The following is a 24,088-nucleotide window of genomic DNA, read 5'->3' as shown; positions in this document are numbered from 1 at the left end:
ACTGATGCTTTGCGCACAGTACGGGATTTTTGTTTCATTGGTTGCAGCGAGCAACTTTGACTTTACACAGCCTCCAGAGATTTTGGTCATCCTCGCAGTGCAACGACCTATAATGTTGTAGTCTTACAGGAAGATAATTGTCGATTTTTAGGGTATTGAATTCTTGAATTGACGCAGAGAGTCTCCGTATCCTGACGCTGATCTTGTTTCAGGAACATTGCGGGACTCATAACTCCCTGAAACCCTCTAAAGTTAAACAGAGAAAAAAGTCCTAGTCCTATGGCAGTTGCAGCACCCCGCAAAACCGAGTATGAAGCGATTATTGGGCTCGAAACCCATTGTCAGCTCAATACCGCCAGCAAAATTTTTTGTCATTGTTCTACTAAATTTGACAGCGACCCCAACAGCAATGTCTGTCCCGTCTGCCTAGGCTATCCTGGAGTTTTGCCCGTTTTAAACGAAAAGGTGCTGGAATCGGCGGTGAAAATGGGCCTGGCCCTCAAAGCAAAAATCAGCCCCTACAGCAAATTTGACCGGAAACAATATTTTTATCCAGACCTACCCAAAAACTATCAAATCTCCCAATTCGATCTGCCCATTGTTGAGCATGGTCACCTAGAAATTGAAATCGCCGACAAACCCAGTGACCCCCCCGTCAAAAAAACCATTGGCGTGACCCGCCTCCACATGGAAGAAGACGCCGGAAAATTAGTCCATGCCGGGAGCGATCGCCTCGCGGGTTCTACCTACTCTAAAGTGGATTTCAATCGTACCGGGATTCCGCTCCTGGAGATTGTCTCCGAACCCGATATTCGTTCTGGCAAAGAAGCCGCTGAATACGCCCAAGAATTGCGCCGCCTCGTCCGCTATCTCGGCATCGGCGATGGCAACATGCAAGAAGGCTCTCTCCGCTGTGACGTAAATATTTCCATTCGACCCGTCGGCCAGGAAGAATTCGGCACCAAAGTCGAAATCAAAAACATGAACTCTTTCAGTGCGATCCAAAAGGCGATCGACTACGAAATCGAGCGACAAATCAAAGCCGTCGAAACAGGGGAACCCATCTACCAAGAAACGCGCCTCTGGGATGAAAGCAGCCAGCGCACCTTTAGTATGCGGAAAAAAGAGGGCTCCAGCGATTATCGTTATTTCCCAGAACCGGATTTACCCCCCATCGAAGTGACCCCAGCACAACTAGAAAAATGGGCTGCCGAACTCCCCGAAACCCCCGCCCAAAAACGAGAGCGCTACGAAACCGAGTATGGTCTGTCTTCCTATGACACGAGGGTTTTAACCGACGACCGCGACGTAGCTGAATACTTTGAAGCGGCTGTGGCGGCTGGGGCAGATCCCAAACAAGTGACCAACTGGGTGACCCAAGACATCGCTGCCCACCTGAATAAAAATGTCGGTCTAACGATTGTTGAGCTTCCCCTAAAGGCAACGCAATTAGCTGAACTTGTCAATTTAATTCACGATGGCACCATTAGCGGCAAAATTGCCAAGGAAATTCTCCCGGAACTGTTAGAGCAAGGCGGTTCGCCCAAGGCAATTGTTGATAGTCGCGGCTTGACCCAAATTTCAGACACAGGTGCCCTAGAGGCCATGGTGGATGAAGTTTTGGCCGCCAATCCTGAGAAAGTGGAACAATTCCGCGCCGGAAAAACAAAGTTACAGGGCTTTTTTGTGGGGCAACTGATGAAGAAAACCAGCGGCCGTGCTGATCCGAAACTGCTCAACCAAATCCTGGCCCAGAAACTGCGGGGCTAGAAATTTTCTTGGGGTGAGGGGATTGTCCCCCCAGGTAGACTGGGCTATATTAAAGATAGTAGATGCACCCTGATGATTGGGGGAGTCACAAGGTGGCTCTCCTTTTTTTGTCGGTTAGAGAAATTAGTCTTTAACAGATGTCGGCATCGCTCAGGTATTGCTGCATCTGTTCTAGGGAAAGGTTTTGTTCGAGGAAAATAGGCTGGTTTGGATTGTAGGGACTTTGGAGACGATCAATCCTGAGAATTGGCATCTCTGCTAGAACTGGGTTATCGGGATTATAGTCTGTTGGCTGCATCAAAGAACTAGAAAAGCCTTTAAAAATAATAATTTGGTCTTCTATTTCCCCGTGGCCTAGGTGAAGTAGCAGCACTTCATGGGCATACTTACGGGTATAGGCTTCGAGGTGTTTGGCTAAACGGGAAAAATCTGTACTTTGGTGTGTCATGGTGATGATAGGAACAGAATAAATGACTTAGTATTGAGTATTAGTGTAGGCAATCACTGCGGTTTGTTCGTCAATTAATGTTGCAGTGGTGTTTCTATTTTGAAGCTTAAGGGTTATGCGATGACAAATGCCAACTTGCCCCCGGAAATTCCGATTCGCAATTTTGATGCAGCGAAGCAAACAACCCTTTTTCAGACCCTCAAAATGCCCCAGTTTACGGGTCGCTTGATCTTGACGGACCCGCGATCGCATCAATGGTCTTTTTTCTTGTATTTTGGTCGTCTGGTCTATGCTTCGGGGGGAACCCACTCGGTACGGCGTTGGCGGCGTCATCTGACGGCTCAAATGCCCCACATCGCGGCCAATACGCAACTATTGCAACAGGGTTTATCGGCCATTACATCCCAGGCGATTAAACTGCATTGGGAATATGATTTGATTCAAACTTGGCATGGGCAACAACGGATTACGCGGGATCAAATTCGTCGCATGATTGAGGCGATCGCCACCGAGATTTTTTTTGAAGTCAGCCAGAGTACACAAGTCACCTACCATTTCGACCCCGTCACAGAGCAGCAGGAAGATCCGCTGATTTTAATTGACCCAGCCCAAAGTATTTTGCGAGCTTGGCGACTCTTTGAACAGTGGAATAATCTAGAGATTGCCCACCTGTCGCCCCAGGTTGCTCCCGTCATTGTTAAACCAGATCTGTTACAGGCGCGCTCTTCGGAAGCCAATTACCAGTTACTAACGAGTTTGGTCACGGGACGGCGAACTTTTTGGGATTTATCGATCCGTCTCAAACAGGATGTGCCCCAGGTCGCCCGACTCTTGGTGCCCTACATGAAGTTAGGGTTTATTGATGTCAAGATGTTAGATGATCTGTCGTCACCGCTGACGAATGCTCCCCCCCAGCCGACGGCTTCAAAGCCAGTGATTGCTGAGAATCAGCCACTCATCGCCTATCTAAGCTTAGACTCCAAACAACATCAGCACCTCCGTCAAATCCTCAAGCAACAGCGTTATCGTTATTTGGCGATCGCCGATCTCACCAAGGCACTACCGGATCTCTTAACAGAAAAACCAAACTTAATTCTTTTAGATCTAGAGCTTGATGGCAACAATAACGGTCTTGAATTTTGCACCCAATTGAAAAAACTATCACTATTTCGTCAAACACCAGTCTTGCTCATGACCGATAACAATCGTCTTTTTGATCGCGTTAAAGGGCGCTTAACTGGGGTCACAGACTTTATTTCAAAGACAAGTACACCAGACGAATTACTTAAAGCACTACAAAAATATCTCCGCTAGGATCAGTGCTTTTGACCTGCTGAAATAAAAAAACCTCCCCAAGCTTTTCAAGGAGAGATTACAAAATATTAGTTCAACAATGTAAGGCTTAATTAAAAGATTAGATACCACGCTTCACAGCAATATTGGCTTTTTCAAATTCTGTCGCTAAACGTGTTTTTAATTTTTCAGGTAAGGGGCGACTACCAAAGGAACTGTAGTAACCAGCCAAAGCATTCAACGCAGTTTGCATGGTAGTGAAAGAACGTAGCCCAGAGGTTTTCGGATCACGGCGGTAGCGGGACATATATTCATTCATCTGCAAGCGGGCCGCTGCCTGCACTTCGCTGCGGTTAGGGGCATCGGCAGGTAGTTGAATGGCTTCAGTCAGATTTTCGACGACGAGTAAAGTATCATCTACATATTTCCCGGTTAGGCCACTGGCACTGGTGCCGCTACAGGCTGTTAGTCCAGTTACGCTCACCATAATCACCAGGGCGATCGCCACAAGGCGAGATAAAAATTTCTTTAACATAGTTTTTCGGTATAAAAAAGCACGCTTAGAACTAACTGTTATCCTACCGCGAAAATTTAGCCTTGTCTGCGTTGCAGTTTGGTATAGGTTTTGAAAATTATTGCTCTTCCGGCAAAATATCAACATAGAGACTGACAAGGCGATAGCGACCATCGATTTGGGCATAGGCAAGATTGAATACAGTATTGGGGTTAGTCGGGAATGCGCCTCTCATGCGTAAAATACCTTGTTCATCAAGGGTGGGTTGTTCAGAAAAAACAGGTTCCAGCTGGGTGATCACCGCAATGTTTGAATCTCGACGACGCATTGGCGCAAAAACATCGGCTAAGTTTGTTAGGCTAAATTGGGCTTGAAAAGCAGGTGCGGCTAATTCTTTCAATACACTGTAATTTCCGGTGAGGTTGGCATTATTAACCGCAATTAATGTGCTTTTAAGGAGAGACAATAATAAAAGGCGATCGCCTTCAGTCTGTACAGCAGGACGCAGTTGAGGTTGAGATTCGTTCTGAGCATAAGTAGGAGTGATGGCCATTGTCACACTAGACAGGCTCACCACAATAAATCCCACAATACGAGCAAGAGTGATTGGGGAATATTGGTTCATTGTCATTGATGGTAAGAAAGTTCTTTAAAAGAATAGCCCCAAATTCTACTAATGACATGAATTAGGAGAACTCAGGGCTATATCCACTATATTTTTGAAGTGATTTACTGTAGCTAGCGAACTACGCGCATCCTTCGAGTCATAAATCGCTTAGAAGCTCAAGCCAAGACCTGCACCAGCGGAGAAGGTATCAGCATTCAATCCCCAACCAGCGCTGACTTTGAAAGTCGCGGCTGTGCCAGTGCTGTTGGGATCAGTGAAGAGGAACTTGGCAGCAGTACCAATTGCGGTTTCATCTTCGAAGGTACCAAAACCTAAACCAATAGCATAGCGGTGGCCAGGACGAAGCTCAGGTTCTGCATTTTCCATGGCGATACTGGAAGCGATCCCTGTTCTGAGCTCTTTTCTGAGCTCACCGATAACATTTCTGTTTACACCAACACTGTTATCACTGTTGATGACGAGGAGATCCTCAGAGCTACTGTCGGAGAGACCATTAAGAATCGTTGGACCATTGAGAGTAGTTACACCATCTACCTCAAGCGTACCTGCCACATCCAGAGTATCAGTCGTAATGGCACCGGTATTAGCAATTCCGTTGGTTGTGGCCAGACCATTGAGAGTCGTTGCGCCAAGAACTTCCAGAGTATCAGTCGTTAAGGCTCCAGTGTTCGAGATTCCAGTGGTTGTAGTAAAACCAGAAACGTTTACAGGACCGCTAAAGTTCGCAGTATTGCCGTTCTGGACATTAAACGTACCATCAACATTAGTGTCATCGAGCTGAGAAACGCCATCGACAATTAGATTTCTGTTAATGAAAGCATCTTGGGTAACGTTTAGATTATTACCAACGTTGACGTTGTTGCCAGCATTGACGTTGTTAACTGCGCTGACATTGCGACCAGCAGTCACATCTTGACCTGCATTAACGTTAACTCCTGCATTGACGCTTTGGTTGGTGTTGATGTTGCCGCCATTTACAGCGATGTTGTTTCCATTAACAGTGAGGGGACCGTTATTGACAGTGACTTGCCCGGTAAAGGTAGAATCACCGGTAACGTTTAGGATGTCACTTCCCTCATCACCAATATTTGTAGTGACGGATAATGGTGTCCCGCTGTTTTCACCAATGTTGATAGTCGTATCATCAACGTCATCGCCAATAGTGATTGTGTCTGGGCCATCATTGGCATCCCCACCCGCAGTCGGGCTTTGGCATCGTATGATTAGAGTATTTGTACCAGCAGGAGCATCTGTTATGAACTGGGTATCTTGTGTGCCTGCATTAACCTGGCCAGTCTCGCATGTATCCGCTTGTTGTGCACCAACAGGATTACTAACAGTAAAAGCTCCGAGGGTAATTACGGGAATTAGAGAGAGCTTAGAATATTTTGCGATATTGGAAAAGTAGGATTTCATCGAATTTTAAACCTCACACATGTTAATTAGCCGACAAAAAATCTTTCTCAGAGAAAAAAGTATTTCAATGATTGATTTTTTTGTTTTAGTAGCTTGGTTGTCTGGATTGTATCAACATAATTTGGAAAAATCCACATCCTAATGATTACAAAAAATGATTTTTAGCAACAAATCCGATGGAATGTGCGTCTTTAAAGCATTGTCATAATACGAAAATACCAAAAGCCATAAAACCTTAAGGGAATTTAAAGAAAAAATTAGAAAATTGATTGCATGATGTTGTTGTGGGTGGAAGCACCGACCGATGTTGCAGTGGTAACAGCTGAATTCTCACCAATGGCACCCTGGGGATCGAGGCATTGCTCAAAAAACGTCTGGCAGCGGTTTTGCTCGTCGGCTAGGATCACTTTTGCCGTATGACCTTGCGCTAAAACATCGTGGCGATCGCGCAATTCATAGGCCGCCACGATCAGGCGATCGCCGATCGACTCTTAAAGATGTTCAAGAATGGGAATCAGGCTTAGAAAATCCTCGGCTTGTTGCAGATAATCATTCACCTCTGCTTCTGAAAATTCGATGCTGGTGTTGTAATCGGCTTGCGATCGCGCTTTTTGGGCATCGATGAAATAACGGTGATATTTGGGGTTGACGATCTGGGTTTTGGCAAAGTGTTTCCCAAAGGCGGCAATCACAGCAGAATGCTTCGAAAAGTTGAGTTCTTGGGATTCGAGGAAAGCAGAAGCAAGATAAAATATGCTGTAGTAGGCACGGGAAATGGCAAAATCATAGTAACCAAGCGCTTTTAGTTCCTTGGCAGCATCAAGGCTTGTTTTGCTTTTCGGATGAGGCTAATTTGTTCTTTTTTCACAGGCTCACCCCTTCCTGGCGTACGTTGCGGATAAAGGCATTATTCGTATTTTGCCAGGTCTCGAAGTTCATCAAAAAGCAACTAATGACAGTATCGTATTGGAGGCACAGGTCGGCGATAAACTGACTGTTTGCCTTGTTCTCTTGGTAAGAGTCAAATTGATTTTTAAGCAGTACCAAAATGTCAATGTCAGAGTCGGGGGCAGCATCACCACGGGCTTGGGAACCAAAGAGAATTATATCAACGAGGTTATCTTGATAGTTTTTCTGGAAGTGGTCACGGAGTTGTTCAAGGATGCGAGAGAGGTTCGGGTTAGGGGAGGAGAGGGCTTGTTTCATGGCTTTGTTAGAGTTTGGAGAGCAAAAGTTTCGCTCGGTGCCGTGTGGTGCCCTTGCTCCATTTCCTAGGACAGTGTGAGCTAACAGCTTAACTCTTGGGGAAAGTATAAATGGGGTGACTGGGCTTCGTGCACGGAGTTGGGCGTTGTCACCGATAAATTTTCGCCAATAGTACCTTGGGGATCAAGGCGTTGCTCAAAAAACGTCTGGCAGCGGTTTTGTTCATCGGCTAGGATCACTTTTGCTGTATGACCTTGCGCTAAAACACTGGCGCGATCGCGTAATTCATAGGCAGCGACAATCAGGCGATCGCCGGGAGTACAAAGATGGGCCGCCGCACCATTTAAACAGACAACACCACTGTCTCGCTCACCAGGTAAAACGTAGGTGGTCAGGCGGTTGCCATTTTCGACGTTCCAAATATTCACTTCTTCAAGGGGCAAAATACCTACTTTTTCGATCAGGGCTTGGTCGATGGTGATGCTGCCCACATAATCTAGCTCAGCCTGGGTCACCCGCAAATGGTGGAGTTTCGCGTGCATCAGTTTGATTTGGGCCATGGTAAAGGAGAACGGTAAAGGTAAAGAAAGTTGATTGGGAACGGGGACATCCCTCTAAATCTCCCTTCGGAAGGGAGACTTTAATAAATCTCTAAATCATTTTTCTGCAGGAGACTTGAAGAATTTCATTGCTGCTTAACCCAGTGCACAAAATTTTCGAGGATTTTTAAGCCAATCGCTGAGGATTTTTCGGGGTGAAATTGCATTGCAACTAAATTATCTTTGGCGATCGCCGCTGTGACGGTTTGCTGGCCGTGGGTGACGGTGGCGGCATTTACTTCAGGATCTGTCGGGGCCACATAAAAAGAATGCACAAAATAAACGAAGGGATCTTTGGGTAAATCTTGCCAAATGGGATGATCCGGTTGGGTTAGTTGCAGTTGGTTCCAGCCCATGTGGGGAATGGTAATCTCTGGCTCTGGCTGAAATCGTTTCACGCTGCCAGGGATAATGCCTAAACCTTTTTCTGTGCCTTCGGCGGAACTGTCAAATAAAATTTGCATCCCCAAACAAATGCCGAGGAAGGGTTTGCCACTGGCGATCGCCTGGTGAATGGAAGCTTCGAGGTGGCGATCACGGAGATGTTGCATCGCCGGATCAAAGGCCCCAACCCCCGGTAAAACGACCGCATCGGCCCCCAGGATTTGTTCCGGTTGATCCGTGATTGTGGGGCTGGCCCCTGCTTTTTCTAGGGCTTTGCAGGCGGAGTGGAGATTCCCCATGTCGTAGTCAACAACCGCAATATTCACCATCTTCTCATTGCCCGAACGTTCACGTTAGAAACCCCTAACATACACCACAAAAGGAATTTGATCCTAACAATTTCTTTAGAATGTTGACGCTTAACTTTCATTCACCCATTCCGACAACTGCCGGGTTACAGCATGACGAAATTCCAGCGGCAAGACTAAAACAATATTTTCATCATTCAGGCGACCATAGATTTTGGTTTGGTCAAAATTTTCAGTGCCGAGGCTCAGTTGATAGGGTCGTGCTGCCGATGTTTGAAGCGTGATCACAGCCTTGGGTTCCAGCAAGCCATAATCGGCGAGTTCCTCAGAGGCCACAGAAAAACTAGCGTAACCCTGGGGTTCGATGAGTAAATTCAGCAAATAGGCGATCGCCCCCCGATTTGCCGGTTTTTCAACGGGACTGGTCAGCCACCATTGAGGGACGGGTGCAAAGCGTTGTTCAAAGTTGAGGGTTTCCCCCTGAATTTCTAAAGACAAAGAACGGATCTCCGCTTCCTGAATGGGAAAAAGCACCTCAGCATTTGCGGCAACGAAACCTGATTCTGAGGGTGTTAAGGTATTTTGTCGGTGCGTAACAGCCCAGGTGATTCCCCCAAGTCCTAAGGCGATCGCCAACCAAATTCCTGTACTCCGCTGCACCATGGCGATTTTTATCTAGCGCGGATATGGTTTACCAAAGCCCGTAAACCGAGATAGTAACTATCCGCCCCAAAGCCGCAGATTTGACCCACTGCAATGGGCGCGATATAGGAATGGTGGCGGAAGGTTTCGCGCTGGTGAATATTGCTGAGATGCACCTCTACGGTAGGTAAATTTACCGCCGCTAAAGCATCCCTAAGGGCGACACTGGTGTGGGTGTAGGCCGCCGGATTAATCAAAATGCCAGAAAATTTACCGAGGGCAGCTTGGATCTGATCGACTAACGTACCCTCATGGTTGGACTGAAAGCAGTGCAGAGAAGCATCAAGAGTTTCTGCCTCCTTTTCGAGGCGGGCGTTGATGTCTTTGAGGGTTGTAGCGCCGTAGATTTCAGGCTCCCGTAAGCCCAACAAATTTAAATTGGGCCCGTGGAGCACAAGGATATTCAGGGTGGACAACGGTGGTGAACCTAACGCAGATTAACTAATAAGGTTAGCATCCCAACGTCCGAGGCCTTTAGTAGCGGCGACGTTGACGGTCGTGGACAGGGATCGGGATGAGTTCAGGCTCAGGTTCGGCCGCTGGCCCAAGGAGGGTTTCAATGACTTTGCCCGCCCACTCTCTGAGTTTTTCCAGTACTTTTTCGATATAGCCCATCAAAAAGACGACTCCTGTAAACTCGATGTACCACGCTCTAATTTATTCATCATAAATCTTGGCGTCTTTGGTACGTTGTTCTTATAGATATATTAAGAATAACACAAGCTTTTCGGGGGGCGATCGCCGAATCCTTAGTTAGGGCCGAGACTTTTTCCTCAGAAACCATAATATTTCGTAACAAAACTTTAAGATTTGTCGCTCTTTAAATATCGCCTGAGGCCATCGAGGGCATCACAAGCACTCAGGTAACGAATCAATTCCCGGTCTCGGTCTGTGCCGTAGCGGTAGGTGTGGCTAAATACGTGATTTTGGGGATCGGCCCAGGCGATACAAACCAAGCCGATGGGTTTGGCGGAGTCATCACTCTTCGGGCCAGCAATGCCGGTAATGCCAATACCCCAATCGCTACCGAGGGCTTGTTTGGCTCCCAGCGCCATTTGTTGGGCCACGGTTTCACTGACGGCTCCCTGGTTTTGCAGGTCGGCAGAATTCACGCTGAGAAGGTTAATCTTTACCGCATTGGCGTAGGCAGTAATACCCCCCAAAAAGTAGTCGGAGCTGCCGGAAACGCTTGTAATTAGTGCGCCTAGGTCGCCGCCAGTGCAAGATTCGGCAACGGCTAGGGTTTCCTGGCGCGTCCGTAGTAAGTCGCCGATGACTAGGGGGAGACTGGCCCCATCGGAACCGAAATAATCCAATCCGGCGATCGCCTTAATTTCTGCAACCACCGGATCCATTAATTTTTTAGCTGCGGCAACGGATTCTGCCCGGGCCGCCACCCGGAGCTTGACTTCTCCCTTAGAGGCATAGGGAGCCACGGTCGGGTTCGTCAACGCAAAAAGATGATTCACTTTAGCAGCCAGACTCGATTCACCAATACCCCGGAAGCGCATCATTTCACTGTGAATCACAATCTGACCGTAGCCTTGGGCCTTGAGGTAGGGGACAGCAGTTTCTTGCCACATCCGCTTCATTTCCCCAGGGACGCCCGGAAAGGTAAAAATTGTTAGTCCCTCAATGGGTTGCCAAATCAGACCAGGGGCAGTTCCCGTTGGATTCGGGAGAATCTCCGCTCCCTCCGGTAAAAGGGCTTGTTTACGGTTGTTGGGGGTCATGATGCGCCCCCGTTGGGCAAATTTTGTGGTGATATCGGCGACAATCTCTGGTCGCTCGACGAGGGGCGTTTGGAAATAGGCGGCGATCGCCTCGGTGGTGAGATCGTCGGGGGTGGGGCCAAGGCCACCCGTAAAGACGATAATTTCTGTCCCCCGTTGCACGGCAATCTCTAGGAGGGAATGGATGCGAGCAATATTGTCTCCCACCACAGACTGAAAATAATGGCTGATGCCAAGCTTTGCGAACTCCTGGGCAAGGTACTGGCTATTGCTATTGACGATATCTCCCAAGAGAATCTCGGTGCCGACACAAATAATTTCCGCCGCCATGGTGCTCCTTCAGTCAAAGGCGATCGCCTTTCCTCATTTGTTTGGTAAACATTTAATTTTAGAAGCCCACAACAGGACTTGAACCTGCGACCGGCTGATTACAAATCAGCTGCTCTACCAACTGAGCTACGTGGGCATTGGTCTCTAAACCGTATGCAAGTATAGCAAAAGCGCACCGGAAATTGTCAAGCCTTTTACACCAATCGACTGTCCATGGCCCACCGCGCCAGTTCCGTGCGGTTATTTAAGCTGGTTTTGTTCAACATATTCGACACATGGCTTTCGATGGTGCGCTGGCTTACATTGAGCTTTTCGGCAATTTCTCGATTAGAAAGTCCCTGGGCCACAAAGCTCACAACCTTAGTTTCCGTGGGGGTAAGCTCCACATGACTCGGCACCTGAAAGGCCATGGACGAGGTTGTCGCCCCAGAATGACTCAGGATACGCCGGGCCTGGTTTAACGACGATTCCACCTGGGCGACTAATTCTTCTGGTTCAAAAGGCTTCACAAGGTACACATCCGCCCCTTGGTTCAGGCCCTCAATGCGATCGCGGGTTTGCCCTTTTGCCGAGAGGAAAATTACAGGGATCCAGCTAATTTGCGAATTTTGACGGACATTTTGGATAAAGGTATAACCATCCATTTCTGGCATCATCACATCACAAATGATTAAGTCAGGGGTTGTCTCTTCGAGGATTTGCAGGCCTTCGACACCATTGGCCGCGGTCAACATGTCGTAGCCGCGAAATTCGAGATAATCGCGCACTAACAAAATGAGATTGGGATCGTCATCAATCAGGAGTAGAGTCGTACCTTGGGGATTAGGAAAATCGCTCATGGCAGGAATAGGGTCGCAAAGATCAGGGTTAGCCAAATCTTAGCAAAGGAATTTTGGCTGAGATTAGGGATTTGGGACGGGGTTTACTGGTGATGGTTTGGGTAGGGGGTGGGCCATAAATACATAATCCTGGACGGGGCGATCGCCGATTAAATGCTCCTGAATAATCCGTTCAATGACCGCTGGTGTGGCACTGTGATACCAAATGCCATCGGGATAGACCACCAAAATCGGCCCCTGACTACAGACCCGGAGGCAGTTCGCTTTCGTGCGGAAAATGTGGGGTGAAGCGTCACTAGGAGCATCTAATCCCAATTCTTTGAGGCGTTTTTTGAGATAATTCCAAGCGTCGATGCTGGCCTGCTTATCACAACATTTGGGCTTCGTTTGATCGGCACAGATAAACACATGGCGATCAATTCGGTCGAGGCCAAGATTTTGCGCACAGACTTTCAAACTTGCATCACATTGTTCTGCCATTACCGAGATTCTCTAGGGGGACGCGAACAATTTTAGCGAGTCAGGCGATCCAGCGGCGAAGGAAGGAACATTGAAGGATACACTAGAGGGAAGCAAAAATTTTGAATAACTGTTTGATTCTATGGATCCCATGCTCAAAGATGCCTTTGCTCAACGTCGGGCATTAAAAGTCATTAGTGGTTTGAATAACTTTGATGCGACCAATGTTCTCGCTGTGGCCCGGGCAGCCGAAGCCGGTGGCGCAACCTTTGTCGATATTGCCGCCGATGCAGATTTGATTCGTCAGGTGAAAGAAGTCATTTCTCTGCCTGTATGCGTGTCTGGGGTTGATGCTCAAGTTTTAGCTGATGCGGTTGAAGCGGGGGCTGATCTTGTGGAAATTGGAAACTTTGATGCATTCTACGCCCAGGGGATTCGCTTTGAGGCAGAAGAAGTGCTGGCAATCACTAAAGCAACCCGTGCGTTATTACCCAACGTAACCCTTTCGGTAACGGTTCCCCATATTCTCGCCCTCGATGAGCAGGTTGCCCTTGCCGAACAACTCGTGGCAGCGGGTGCAGATATTATCCAAACAGAAGGGGGCACTTCCAGCCGTCCCACCAGCGCTGGAACCCTCGGTTTAATCGAAAAGGCAGCGCCCACCTTGGCTGCAGCCCATGCCATTTCCCGCGCGGTAGGTGTCCCTGTGATGTGTGCGTCTGGGTTGTCTGATGTGACAGCTCCCATGGCGATCGCCGCTGGTGCTGCTGGGATTGGCGTCGGCTCTGCAATCAACAAACTCAATGATCCCCTGGCGATGGTGGCAACGGTGCGCCAATTAGTCGAGGCCCTCGATGGTGCCGTTGTGGGCGTAGAAGCTTAAAATTTCGTGCCAACAGTTTCGGTTAAGGCCAAAATAAAACCCTCCATCGTGCATGGGGGGCTTTATGTTAGGAGTTTTATTGCTTGCTTCTCAGGACAATAACAAATGATGGAGACAGTTGTTCATCAAAAAGTACACAACCATCATGGCAGCGGCGGCGGCGGCAACTAAGGTTCCTGCCAACATCAGAGAAAACTCCTGTTGGTCAAATGCCTGTTGCATCAGGTGGAGTGACCACGCAACTAAGGCAACATCAAAGATGAGAATTGGAACCAGCATATTTTAATTTTTGTTAACTTGGCTCCATTCTAATACATTGTCTTGCAAATCAGCGGGAAAAATTCAGGGTGTTTTAAGATTTGCGGGGCTGCCTAAAGCCTTATTTTGTCGAAGCTTGCGGGGATCGCCATCAAAAACAACTTTAAAATCCACTGATTTTTATTTTTGTCAAGTACAAATTGGCAGACATCAAGTTTAGGGTGTGGTGGGGTTTAAGGCGATCGCCAAAGGGGGGGATTGGGTTGTTAGCCTGGGAAGGTTGGGCAACGTCTGAAGTTCCCAAGAAAAAGAAACAATGCTACAACAATTGGGTAGCAAAAACTCTCGATAATTCTTTTGTAATTCTTTGGGCATGATCAGCAGTAGCCAACTTGTTCTCGGTAGTGGTCTGGTTTTTGGGTCTGTCTTTTGGGTGGAACTGGTGCGGGATTTGTACCATGTCCTTGCCCATGTTTGGGAACCAGTGGGCCGCCTCCATGGATGGCACCATCGGGTTTTCCGGCGGGATCTAACGCCAGTCAACGCAGAAATTTACCGAAAAGCCCATTGGTACAATGATGTGCCAGAGGCGCTGGTGATGCTCAGTTTTGGGTTACTGCTTTGGGGGCTGTTGGCTGCACTGGCAGTGCCGACGGCTTGGCTGGGATTGGCGGGCTGCTTGTATACGCTCTCGTTTTTGGGGGCGGCGATCGCCAGGGGTTTGGGTTTACCCTACGTGGATGAACTAACGGATCTGACCCACCGTCCCGGAGACTTTACCGAGTTACCAGGGGATTGGTTTGTGAATCGCCCCTACCACTGGCGACACCATTTTGATAACCAGGAGGCCTATTACTGTGGCACCTTTACCCTCGTGGATAAACTAATGGGCACGGCACTTTCTCTCAAAGGTAAACGCATCGCTGTAACCGGCGCTTCGGGGACCCTGGGCCATGCCCTCCTCACGGAACTGCACCAGGCTGGAGCCAAGGCGATCGCCCTCACTTCGAGTCAAGAAACCATTTCCCTAACAATTAAGAATCAAGAAATCCCCCTGCAAACGGTGCCTTGGCAGATCGGCGCAGAAGCAGATTTATTAGAAACCTTAAAAAAAGTTGACATTCTTGTCCTTAACCACGGGATCAATGTCCATGGCGATCGCACCCCCGCAGCAATCCACAAATCCTACGCGATCAATACCTTTTCCCAGCAGCGTTTAATTGAGCTGTTCCTTAGCACCGTGGAAACCAACCAAGACCGGGTACGCAAAGAAATTTGGGTAAACACCTCCGAAGCGGAAGTCAGCTCCGCAGTTAGTCCTCTCTATGAACTGAGTAAGCGGGCCTTAGGCGATCTCGTTACTTTACAGCGGTTGGATTCTCCCATCGTGATCCGCAAGCTAATTTTGGGGCCATTCAAGAGTGCCTTAAATCCAGTGGGCGTGATGTCAGCCCACTGGGTCGCGAAGGGGATCGTCGGTGGGGCTAGGCGAGATTTTCGCAACATTATTGTCACCATCAACCCCTTCACCTATCTGTTGTTTCCCATCAAGGAATTTTTTGTGGCAAGCTATTTCAAGCTGTTTAGTCACGGAGCATAACCCATGCAGACCCTAGGCCGCTTGATTGCTATGTCTCTCCTTGCCGCTGTGATGGTGGTGGTGGCGGTGGTGTCAATCCAAAATATTGAATTGGTGTCGATCCGCTTTCTTCTGTGGCAATCGGTGCGCTTACCCTTCGGCATCTTACTCGCCATTGGGGTCGGGCTGGGTCTGATTTTGGGCAGTTTAATTCCCCTCGGCTCCCGTCGTTAGGGCAGTGGGAAAAAACCCTTTATGATGGTTGTCTGTCGGTTTGGACTCGCTAATCCATGGATGATTTGCTCAAAGGTTTAAATATTTATCTCATCGGCATGATGGGCACGGGGAAAAGTACCCTCGCAGAAATTATTGCGGAGTTGATGAATTACCGCAGTTTGGATTCGGACAGCATCATTGAAACCCTGGCAAAGCAGTCGATCAGTGAGATTTTTGCCGAGATGGGAGAGGCAGAATTCCGCAAACTCGAAACCCAAGTCCTCAAGCAAATCGCGGTACAAACCCGGACGGTGGTGGCGACGGGGGGCGGTATTGTGGTGTCCCAGGCCAATTGGTATTATCTGCGCCAGGGTTTGACCATTTGGCTGGATGTGCCAGTGCCAATCTTGGTAGAACGGCTGCGGAGTGATACGTCGCGCCCCCTTTTGCAAAATGTTGATCTTGAGCGCAAATTAACGCAACTGCTCCAACAGCGGCGATCGCGTTATGCGGAGGCAGATTTACATATCCAAATTCCCGGCAATCGTCCCCCCCGGGCCGTGGCAGAGGACATCATCGCCCAAATTCCTTCGGTGCTGCGAAAACCGCCAGAATTTATTGGCGATCGCCCTTGAATTAAGACCCAAACCTAAAAATTCGTTAAAAATGCTAATCGGGAACAAATGGGGCGATCGCCGATCCCGTACAATACCGACCCATGTCGAGCCACATCACCGGGCTCAGTCCATCCTTAGAAACGACAACAATTCATGGAAAGCGAATACATCAGAGAAGTCGAAGCCACCCGCGTCCGCATCCTCAGCGAAGCCCTCCCTTATATGCAACAATTTGCGGGGCGTACCATTGTGGTGAAATATGGTGGCGCAGCGATGAAAGACAGCACCCTCAAAGATAAAGTGATTCGCGACATTGTCTTTCTCTCCTGTATCGGTATGCGGCCGATTGTTGTCCATGGCGGTGGCCCAGAGATTAATACCTGGCTGGCTAAATTAAACATCGAACCCCAGTTTAAAGATGGCCTGCGGGTTACCGATGCCGACACCATGGATGTGGTGGAAATGGTGCTCGTCGGTCGGGTGAATAAAGAAATTGTTTCCTTAATCAACCAAGAAGGCGGCGCTGCCGTGGGCCTCTGTGGTAAAGATGGCAATATGATCCAAGCCCGCCATGTCGGAAAAGAAGGGGTTGGCTTCGTCGGAGAAGTGACCACCATTGATACCAAATTGATTCAATCCCTCGTGGAAAATGGCTATGTGCCTGTCATTTCCAGCGTGGCCGCCGATGAAACAGGTCAAGCCCACAATATCAATGCCGATACCGTCGCCGGGGAATTAGCCGCCGCCCTTAGTGCTGAAAAACTGATCCTACTCACCGATACCCCTGGCATTTTGGAGGATTACCATAATCCCGCAACCCTGATTCCCCGCTTGAATCTGCAGCAGGCGCGGGAGTTAATTGATCAAGGTGTTGTATCCGGGGGGATGATTCCCAAGGTGACTTGTTGTGTGCGATCGCTGGCCCAAGGCGTTAAAGCCGCCCACATTATCGACGGACGGATCCCCCATGCTCTGTTGCTCGAAATCTTTACCAACGATGGCATTGGCTCGATGATCGTCGCGTCGGACTACCTCAGCCAGTTCCCGATGTCGCCTTTTCACTAGCCCTTGATGCAAAGCACTTGTTTCAGGGTGGCGACGACTTCCACTAAATCTGCCTGTTGCGCCATCACTTGTTCGATGGGTTTGTAGGCAGCGGGAATTTCGTCGATAATGCCGGTATCTTTGCGACATTCAACCCCAGCCGTTTGGGCCACCAAGTCATCTAAGGTAAAGGTTTTTTTGGCTTTGGCCCGCGACATTAAACGGCCCACACCGTGGCTACAGGAACAATAGCTCATCGCATTGCCTTTGCCCTTAACGATGTAGGATTTTGCGCCCATGGAACCGGGAATAATACCGTAGTCCTCCTGGCGTGCCCGCACTGCCCCTTTGCGGGTGACGTAAATTTCTTCGTCGAAATGGGTTTCTTGTTCGGCATAGTTGTGATGGCAATTCACAAACATTAGGGCTTTTGTTGGTTTGCCACCAGCGAGATGTTTTTCGATGACCTTTTTAAACCGCGCCAGCATCACATCGCGATTGAAATGAGCATAATTTTGAGCCCATTGGAGATCGCGCCAATAGGCTTCAAATTCCGGCGTACCGTTCACGAAATAAGCGAGATCGGGATCTGGTACTTTAGTTTCCGCGAGTTTCAGAAGATCCTTGGCGGTGCCAATGTGACATTGAGCAAGTTTGTTGCCAATATGCCGCGAACCGGAGTGGAGCATTAACCACACATTATTTTCTTCATCGAGGCACACCTCAATGAAATGATTGCCGCCACCGAGGGAACCCATTTGTTTGAGGGCTTTGCTTTCGAGGTTTTTCACGCCCCGGTGGAGATCTTTAAAGTTTTGCCAGCCGCCCCAATTGCTCACCGTTTTATCAACGTCTTTGTTTTCTTCAAAACCAACGGGAATAATGGCTTCGAGGTCTTTACGGATTTGCTTGAGTTTGCCGTCGAGGCGATCGCCTTTAAAGGGCAATTTGAGGGCGGCCATTCCACAGCCAATATCGACTCCCACCGCCGCAGGAATGATGGCATCTTTTGTGGCAATGACAGAACCCACCAAGGCTCCTTTTCCTAGGTGAACATCGGGCATCAGGGAAACGTGTTTAAACACAAACGGCAGCGAGGCCACATTTTTCGCCATTTGCAGTTCCTGGGAGGCTAAATCATGGCCAGCCCAAGAATAAACGGGTTTTTCGGTTTGGATCGGTAGGGGTTGGTGGGGCATCAGGGGCTACGGAACAGCAGTAAAAATGAGGTGATTCAAAAAGAAATTGGGTTATTTGTCACTCCTTCAGATCATAACGATTGCGTATCCAAGCATAAATATTTTTAACGTTTAGTTGATAAATCACGGCACCCTTGCGACGGGTTAAAGGGTGGGCACTAGGATAGAAAATCATCGGTCGCAGCAGGGCACTTATGAATTATTACGAGATTTTGGGGATTCAGATTACGGCCAACCAACGGGAAATTAAAACGGCCTACCGACGCAAGGCGATCGCCCTCCACCCAGACACCCTGACGATCAATACCCCCGCCGACCAACGGAAACAAGCGGAGGAAGACTTTAAGGAACTCAATCAGATTTACGAAATTTTGTCTAATCCAGAACAGCGACAAAAATATAACCAAGACCTCCAAGGCACTGAAAAAGCAGATCGATTGCGCACCGTCCGGCAACTCCGGGATCAACAAAATTTTCAGGCGGCGATCGCCCAGGCCCAGAGCCTCTACGGGCAATTTCCCACCGATCCCCAATGCGCCGATCTCTATGGCGAAGTTTTAATGCTCTACAGCCGCCAGTTGCTCGACAACAATCCGGTGGCGATCGCCCCAGAAATCAAAACCTATCTGGAATTAGCCCTATCGGTGGTTCACTCACCCCAGATCAAACAACAGATCCAACAGCTCCTTGCCCACTTTGAAAAAACAGCCAAACAAAAAAAGACTACCCAACATCCGCCCGATAGTGAACCTTCCCAAGAGTCATCTAACCTGATCAGCACCAAGCGCGCGATCCAACTCCTCAAAGCCGGGGAAGCTGGCATCAAAGCCTGGAACCAATTCCGGGAATATGAAACCTATTTACCCGACCTCGCCGGTGCTGATTTGAGCGGCATGGATCTCAGTCAGACCAATTTGCAGGGGGTGAATTTACGAGGGGCCGATCTGAGTCAGGCGAACCTAGGAGGGACGAATTTAAGTCAGGCCCAACTGATGCAAGCGAATTTAACAGGTATCAACGGTGAGTTGGCTAACTTTAGCCAGGCGGATCTGACGGAGGCTAATTTAACCGATAGCTGTCTAGTGAACGCTGATTTTAATCAGGCCAATTTAACCGCTGCAACTCTGAATCAAGCCAATGCCTACCGCGCCAACTTTCAGGGGGCAAATCTCCAGAATGTGCATTGGTGCGGGGGCAATCTGGGAGAAACCAACTGTCTCCAGGCGAGCTTTGCAGGGGCGATCCTGAACCAAACCAACGGCAAAAAAGGCAACTTTACGGCAACAACCTTTACTAACAGTCAGTGGGAGGGGGCGGTGTTGGTCGATGCGGACTTTTCCCAGGGGAATCTGGAGCGGATGGAGTTGGCCAATGCCAATTTGTCGAACGTTAAATTTATCGGCGCGCGGCTCTGCGGCACGAACCTCAATGGCAGCGCCACCCAAGGCAGCAAAAAATATCCCTATTATCAGGGCAGCATTGATTTTTCTGGGGCAGATTTGTCCTGTGCCACCTGCATCGAAACGGTTTTTCCCAAGTCAAATTTCGGCAATACCCGCCTGCAAAATACCAATTTCGACCAGGCAGATCTCAGTGGCAGCAATTTCCAGGATGCGGTGCTCCACAACACCAGCTTTCTGGGGAGTAACCTACGCGAAACCGATCTCAGTGGCACAAAGTTTTATTTTGCCTACGTGAACGATCAGACGAAAATTACCGGGGCGAAGGGCATTTAACCAGGGGAGCCATAGCCACCCCCCCCAGGGGTCTGGATTTCTAGGCGATCGCCTTTTTCCATCGCCACTTCAACGGTACTGGGCAATATTGTTTCAGTGCCATCGCTGCGGATCACTTTATTTTCCCCACAAGCGCCCGGTAAGCCCCCCTCTAGCCCAAAGGGTTCTACTAATCGCCGACTGGACAAGATCGCGGCGGTCATTGGTTCCCGAAATTGCAAACGACGGATCACGCCATTGCCGCCATGAAATTGCCCTGGGCCACTACTATTTTTACGGATGGAAAATTCTTCTAGGAGCACCGGGAAACGCCATTCCAAGACCTCTGGATCCGTCAGGCGAGAATTGGTCATGTGGGTTTGCACCGCATCCGTCCCGTGGAAATTTGGGCCAGCGCCGGAGCCGCCGCAGATGGTTTCGTAATATTGATACTGGGCATTCCCAAAGGTGAAGTTGTTCATTGTCCCCTGGGAGGCCGCCATCACCCCCAAAGCACCATACAAACAATCGGTAATATTTTGGGATACCTCCACATTGCCCGCCACCACCGCTGCCGGATATTGGGGGTTGAGCAGACAGCCTGCGGGAACAATCACTTTGATGGGCTTGAGGCAACCATAATTTAGCGGGATGTCGTCCTGTACCAAACTCCGAAAAACGTACAACACCGCTGCTTGGGTCACGGCTTTGGGGGCGTTAAAGTTCGTCTTTGATTGGGGAGCAGTCCCCGTAAAATCCACCGTGGCCGTTTGCTGCTCGCGATTAATTTTGATGCTGACCTGGAGGCGATCGCCATTGTCTAGATTGACGGTAAATTCCCCGTCTTGGAGTCGTTGAAGCTGCTGTTTGACCGCTTGTTCGGCATTATCTTGCACGTGCTGCATATAGGCCAAAACCATCCCCTGACCGTAATGGCGCACCAGTCGTTGCAGTTCCTGGAGTCCTTTTTCGTTGGCGGCAATTTGCGCCTGGAGATCCGCTAAATTCTGCGTTAAATTGCGCACGGGATAGGCAGCGTCAGTAAACAATTGCGCCACAGTTTCCGTTTGGAATTTCCCCTGTTTCACAAGGCAAACATTGTCGATTAAAATCCCTTCTTCCTGGATCTGGGTGCTTTGGGGAGGCATGGAACCGGGGGTAATGCCCCCTAGATCGGCATGGTGACCGCGAGACGCAACGAAAAATAAGGGTTTAGCCTGAGTATTTTTCCCTTGTCCCGGCGCGAAAACAGGCGTAATCACCGTCACATCAGGTAAATGGGTACCGCCATTGTAGGGATTATTTGACATATACACATCTCCGGGTTGGAGGTGCGTTCCGTGGGCCTGGATCAAGCTGTAAACGCTCTCACTCATGGAGCCGAGGTGGACGGGAATGTGGGGGGCGTTGGCGACGAGGTGACCCTGGGGATCGAAAATCGCACAGGAAAAATCGAGGCGTTCTTTGATATTGACCGAGTAACTGGTGTTTTGCAGGGTCACGCCCATCTGTTCGGCGATCGCCCGAAAGAGATTATTAAAAATTTCGAGGGTGACGGGATCTGGTTGACTGAAATCTGTGGGTACAGGTGTCATTTCCTGAGAGATGTCACTGACTTTTTCGAGGATCAAGTGATTGTATTCATTTAAGCGGCCTTGCCATCCGGGTTCGATCACGTTTGTGCCAGTTTTTTCGATGATTAGGGCAGGACTGGGAATAACATCACCGGGCTGGAGGGTCGCGCGGTCATAAACGGGGGTTTGCTGCCATTGGCCACCGCTATACATGGCGACGGTTTCAATGGGGGCTAAATTGCTTTCGGTGCGTTGGGGTTGTCGGGGCGTTTCCGTCGCGGCTTGGGTTTCGCAAATGAGCTCCAGGCTAATGGATTCGACGATCAACGCCTTGTCGGGCAGAGTAAACCCATAGCGTTGTTGGTGGAGGGCGGAAAACTCTGCCACCATGGTTTTTTGATCAGCGAAGGTGACGATTAACGTCGAGTCGGTGCCCTGGTATTTGAGATGGGCTTTTCGTTCCTCAAAAATTTCGGCTTCGCTTGGGGGATGTTGCTGACTAAGTTCCCCGGTGGCCTGGTGCTTAAGTTGCTGGAATTCTGCTTCTAGTTCAGGGAAAAGATCTACTTCTAAAACCTTTTCAATGGCTTTTTCTTTCAAAATGCGAATTTCGGCCAAACCAATGCCATAGGCGGACAGTACCCCCGCAAAGGGATGGATCACGATGGTTTTAATCCCCAAGGTGTCGGCGATCGCACAGGCATGTTGTCCCCCAGCCCCCCCAAAACAGCAGAGCGCATAGTCACTCACATCGTGGCCCCGTTGCAGGGAAATTTGCTTGATTGCGTTACTCATATTCTCCACGGCGATCGCCAAAAAACCAGCGGCAATCTCGGCAGGCTCTTGCGCTAAATTTTCAGCGAGAGCTTGGAACTTCTCTGTAACAATGACGCGATCTAGGGGGGCTTTGCCGTCTGAGCCAAAAACCTGCGGAAAGAAAGCTGGCTGAATTTTTCCCAACAGCACATTGCAGTCGGTGACTGTCAGTGGCCCTCCTTTGCCGTAACAGGCTGGCCCCGGATGCGCCCCGGCAGATTCTGGCCCGACCCGAAATCGCGCGCCGTCGTATTGCACTAGGGAACCGCCCCCTGCCGCGACAGTGTGGATCGCCATCATCGGTGTTTTCAAGCGTACCCCGGCAATTTCCGTTTCAAAGCTGCGTTCGTAGCTACCGTCGTAGTGGGCGACATCGGTGGAGGTGCCTCCCATGTCAAAGGTGACAATTTTCTCAAAGCCGGCGATCGCACAGGTTTTTACCGCGCCGACAATGCCCCCCGCTGGCCCGGAGAGAATGCTGTCTTTCCCTTGAAATTGCGTCGCCTCGGCTAATCCCCCATTGGACTGCATAAACATCAGCTTTGGCCCCTGGCTCTCGGCTTGGAGATAACTCGCCACTTGATCCACATAGCGGCGCAAAATTGGCGATAAATAACCATCTACCATCGTCGTATCGCCCCGACTGACGAGCTTCATCAACGGGCTGACTGCATGGGATAGGGAAATTTGCGTAAACCCGATTTCTTTGGCGATCGCCCCAATTTGTCGTTCGTGGTCAGGGTAACGGTAGCCATGCATCAACACCACGCCACAACTGCGAATCCCGGCATCAAAAGCGTTTTGTAAATCCTGTTTAACCTGGACTAAATTCAGGGGCTGCAAAATATTGCCTTGGGCATCGACTCGTTCCGCCGCCTCGATCACCTGTTCATAGAGCATCTCCGGCAGCTTAATCTCTAGGGCAAAAATATCCGGGCGATGTTGATACCCAATACGCAACGCATCCCGAAAGCCCTGGGTGATCACGAGAACTAGGCGATCGCCTTTGCGTTCTAGGAGGGCGTTGGTCGCCACCGTCGTCCCCATTTTGATCACTTCAATATTTTCAGTGGGGATCGATTGATCCGGACTGAGACCCAATAAATTCCGGATACCCTGCACCGGCGCATCGGGGTAACATTCTGGATTTTCTGACAGCAACTTATGGGTGACTAGCCCGCCATCGGGGCGTTTTGCGACGATATCCGTAAAGGTGCCACCTCGATCAATCCAAAATTGCCAGCGCGATTGTTGTGGAAGGTTACTTGCGCCCATAATTTCCGTGAAATAGCTGAAGCCTTTCTATTAAACCTGATTTCAAGCTTGGGGTACGCGAAATGACTTTGTCATATCACATCGTAGATATTGGCCAGTAAATAGCAAAACTGTATGCATGAGATCAAAAATTGACAATTTAAAGCTTACACTGAGCACCCTAAAATCGCGACAAATAACGCATTGACAAAATGCATTTAGAAAAAAAACTCCGTTTTTTTGCCATGTACCATAATTTTTAATCCCAGAAGTCATAAAGTCCATAAAGTCTCTATCAGTTTTC

Annotated in this window: 25 protein-coding genes, 1 tRNA gene and 1 pseudogene; 8 read left to right on the top strand and 19 right to left on the bottom strand. The window is 49.2% G+C overall.

The annotated features are described in order from the left end of the window. Positions 1-279 precede the first annotated feature (279 nt). A complete protein-coding gene (gene gatB, locus FEK30_RS02310) occupies positions 280-1,770 on the top strand; it encodes an Asp-tRNA(Asn)/Glu-tRNA(Gln) amidotransferase subunit GatB (RefSeq protein ID WP_030007769.1) in 1,491 nt (496 codons plus the stop codon). 130 nt (positions 1,771-1,900) lie between these two features. On the opposite strand, the gene FEK30_RS02305 is transcribed toward gatB, so the two are convergent. Continuing rightward, entirely contained in the window at positions 1,901-2,218 is a 318-nt protein-coding gene (locus FEK30_RS02305; RefSeq protein WP_012308130.1) for a DUF7734 family protein, read from the bottom strand. Positions 2,219-2,338: 120 nt separating this feature from the next. On the opposite strand from FEK30_RS02305, the gene FEK30_RS02300 reads away from it, so the two are divergent. Further along, positions 2,339-3,532 (top strand): response regulator, encoded by a 1,194-nt coding sequence (locus FEK30_RS02300; RefSeq protein ID WP_138071539.1) that lies wholly within the window; start codon positions 2,339-2,341, stop codon positions 3,530-3,532. A 100-nt stretch (positions 3,533-3,632) separates the two neighbouring features. Here FEK30_RS02300 and psb27 read toward each other — a convergent pair whose 3' ends face one another. The 15 genes and pseudogenes from psb27 to FEK30_RS02230 all read right to left on the bottom strand — a co-directional run bounded on the left by psb27 (position 3,633) and on the right by FEK30_RS02230 (position 12,650). Then, the gene (gene psb27, locus FEK30_RS02295; RefSeq protein ID WP_071884935.1) at positions 3,633-4,172 is read right to left on the bottom strand and encodes a photosystem II protein Psb27; all 540 of its coding nucleotides are present in this window, start codon (positions 4,170-4,172) and stop codon (positions 3,633-3,635) included. Then, complete coding sequence (locus FEK30_RS02290) at positions 4,144-4,656, bottom strand: hypothetical protein (protein WP_138071537.1); 513 nt, start codon at positions 4,654-4,656, stop codon at positions 4,144-4,146. The genes psb27 and FEK30_RS02290 overlap by 29 nt, the downstream gene beginning before the upstream one ends. 144 nt (positions 4,657-4,800) lie before the next feature. Then, complete coding sequence (locus FEK30_RS02285) at positions 4,801-6,069, bottom strand: hypothetical protein (RefSeq protein ID WP_138071535.1); 1,269 nt, start codon at positions 6,067-6,069, stop codon at positions 4,801-4,803. Positions 6,070-6,326: 257 nt separating this feature from the next. Further along, positions 6,327-6,536 carry a hypothetical protein gene (locus tag FEK30_RS02280; protein ID WP_181445674.1) on the bottom strand — a complete coding sequence of 70 codons (210 nt, stop codon included), beginning with the start codon at positions 6,534-6,536 and terminating at the stop codon, positions 6,327-6,329. 24 nt (positions 6,537-6,560) lie between these two features. Then, positions 6,561-6,893 (bottom strand): annotated as a pseudogene (locus FEK30_RS02275) (HEPN domain-containing protein); the annotation flags it as partial. 40 nt (positions 6,894-6,933) lie between these two features. Beyond that, positions 6,934-7,275 (bottom strand): nucleotidyltransferase domain-containing protein, encoded by a 342-nt coding sequence (locus FEK30_RS02270; protein WP_138071533.1) that lies wholly within the window; start codon positions 7,273-7,275, stop codon positions 6,934-6,936. 80 nt (positions 7,276-7,355) lie between these two features. Then, positions 7,356-7,835, bottom strand: coding sequence for an aspartate 1-decarboxylase (gene panD / locus FEK30_RS02265; RefSeq protein ID WP_138071531.1), 480 nt, complete (start codon positions 7,833-7,835; stop codon positions 7,356-7,358). A 125-nt stretch (positions 7,836-7,960) separates the two neighbouring features. Then, entirely contained in the window at positions 7,961-8,587 is a 627-nt protein-coding gene (gene hisH / locus FEK30_RS02260) for an imidazole glycerol phosphate synthase subunit HisH (protein WP_138071529.1), read from the bottom strand. Positions 8,588-8,677: 90 nt separating this feature from the next. After that, positions 8,678-9,229, bottom strand: coding sequence for a DUF4340 domain-containing protein (locus tag FEK30_RS02255; RefSeq protein ID WP_138071527.1), 552 nt, complete (start codon positions 9,227-9,229; stop codon positions 8,678-8,680). 8 nt (positions 9,230-9,237) lie between these two features. Then, positions 9,238-9,684: a type II 3-dehydroquinate dehydratase gene (gene aroQ / locus FEK30_RS02250; RefSeq protein WP_168191107.1), complete on the bottom strand. Its 447-nt coding sequence runs from the start codon at positions 9,682-9,684 to the stop codon at positions 9,238-9,240. A 58-nt stretch (positions 9,685-9,742) separates the two neighbouring features. Beyond that, positions 9,743-9,886 carry a hypothetical protein gene (locus tag FEK30_RS16695; RefSeq protein ID WP_156785477.1) on the bottom strand — a complete coding sequence of 48 codons (144 nt, stop codon included), beginning with the start codon at positions 9,884-9,886 and terminating at the stop codon, positions 9,743-9,745. Between the two features lie 185 nt (positions 9,887-10,071). Continuing rightward, positions 10,072-11,331 (bottom strand): competence/damage-inducible protein A, encoded by a 1,260-nt coding sequence (locus tag FEK30_RS02245; RefSeq protein ID WP_138071525.1) that lies wholly within the window; start codon positions 11,329-11,331, stop codon positions 10,072-10,074. 63 nt (positions 11,332-11,394) lie between these two features. Further along, a tRNA-Thr gene (locus FEK30_RS02240) sits at positions 11,395-11,467 on the bottom strand. A 58-nt stretch (positions 11,468-11,525) separates the two neighbouring features. After that, on the bottom strand, positions 11,526-12,170 hold the full coding sequence (locus FEK30_RS02235) for a response regulator transcription factor (RefSeq protein WP_030007607.1): 645 nt from the start codon (positions 12,168-12,170) through the stop codon (positions 11,526-11,528). A gap of 63 nt (positions 12,171-12,233) precedes the next feature. After that, positions 12,234-12,650 (bottom strand): (2Fe-2S) ferredoxin domain-containing protein, encoded by a 417-nt coding sequence (locus tag FEK30_RS02230; RefSeq protein ID WP_012308118.1) that lies wholly within the window; start codon positions 12,648-12,650, stop codon positions 12,234-12,236. A gap of 121 nt (positions 12,651-12,771) precedes the next feature. Here FEK30_RS02230 and FEK30_RS02225 point away from each other — a divergent pair, with 121 nt between their 5' ends. Then, positions 12,772-13,512 carry a DUF561 domain-containing protein gene (locus FEK30_RS02225; RefSeq protein ID WP_138071523.1) on the top strand — a complete coding sequence of 247 codons (741 nt, stop codon included), beginning with the start codon at positions 12,772-12,774 and terminating at the stop codon, positions 13,510-13,512. A gap of 90 nt (positions 13,513-13,602) precedes the next feature. Here FEK30_RS02225 and FEK30_RS02220 read toward each other — a convergent pair whose 3' ends face one another. Then, complete coding sequence (locus FEK30_RS02220) at positions 13,603-13,791, bottom strand: hypothetical protein (RefSeq protein WP_030007610.1); 189 nt, start codon at positions 13,789-13,791, stop codon at positions 13,603-13,605. A gap of 352 nt (positions 13,792-14,143) precedes the next feature. On the opposite strand from FEK30_RS02220, the gene FEK30_RS02215 reads away from it, so the two are divergent. The 4 genes from FEK30_RS02215 (at position 14,144) to argB (ending at position 17,247) form a co-directional block, all read left to right on the top strand. After that, entirely contained in the window at positions 14,144-15,370 is a 1,227-nt protein-coding gene (locus tag FEK30_RS02215) for a bifunctional sterol desaturase/short chain dehydrogenase (RefSeq protein WP_138071521.1), read from the top strand. A 3-nt stretch (positions 15,371-15,373) separates the two neighbouring features. Continuing rightward, a complete protein-coding gene (locus FEK30_RS02210) occupies positions 15,374-15,583 on the top strand; it encodes a lipopolysaccharide assembly protein LapA domain-containing protein (RefSeq protein ID WP_012308114.1) in 210 nt (69 codons plus the stop codon). A 56-nt stretch (positions 15,584-15,639) separates the two neighbouring features. Beyond that, positions 15,640-16,200 (top strand): shikimate kinase, encoded by a 561-nt coding sequence (locus tag FEK30_RS02205; RefSeq protein WP_012308113.1) that lies wholly within the window; start codon positions 15,640-15,642, stop codon positions 16,198-16,200. A gap of 135 nt (positions 16,201-16,335) precedes the next feature. After that, positions 16,336-17,247 (top strand): acetylglutamate kinase, encoded by a 912-nt coding sequence (gene argB / locus FEK30_RS02200; protein ID WP_012308112.1) that lies wholly within the window; start codon positions 16,336-16,338, stop codon positions 17,245-17,247. On the opposite strand, the gene FEK30_RS02195 is transcribed toward argB, so the two are convergent. Then, positions 17,244-18,425, bottom strand: a complete 1,182-nt coding sequence (locus FEK30_RS02195) for an RtcB family protein (protein ID WP_138071519.1) — start codon at positions 18,423-18,425, stop codon at positions 17,244-17,246. The two genes, argB and FEK30_RS02195, sit on opposite strands and share 4 nt — an antisense overlap. Positions 18,426-18,619: 194 nt before the next feature. Between FEK30_RS02195 and FEK30_RS02190 the strand changes: the two genes are divergently transcribed. Beyond that, positions 18,620-20,161 (top strand): pentapeptide repeat-containing protein, encoded by a 1,542-nt coding sequence (locus tag FEK30_RS02190; RefSeq protein ID WP_138071518.1) that lies wholly within the window; start codon positions 18,620-18,622, stop codon positions 20,159-20,161. Here the strand turns inward: FEK30_RS02190 and FEK30_RS02185 are convergent. Then, positions 20,158-23,805 (bottom strand): hydantoinase B/oxoprolinase family protein, encoded by a 3,648-nt coding sequence (locus FEK30_RS02185; protein WP_138071516.1) that lies wholly within the window; start codon positions 23,803-23,805, stop codon positions 20,158-20,160. The genes FEK30_RS02190 and FEK30_RS02185 overlap by 4 nt on opposite strands. Positions 23,806-24,088 lie beyond the last annotated feature (283 nt).

It is taken from the genome of Picosynechococcus sp. PCC 11901, from assembly GCF_005577135.1.
Lineage (GTDB): Bacteria > Cyanobacteriota > Cyanobacteriia > Cyanobacteriales > MRBY01 > MRBY01.
The sequence above is the reverse complement of the archived record's forward strand: the minus strand, read 5'-3'. Positions and strand labels throughout refer to the sequence as shown.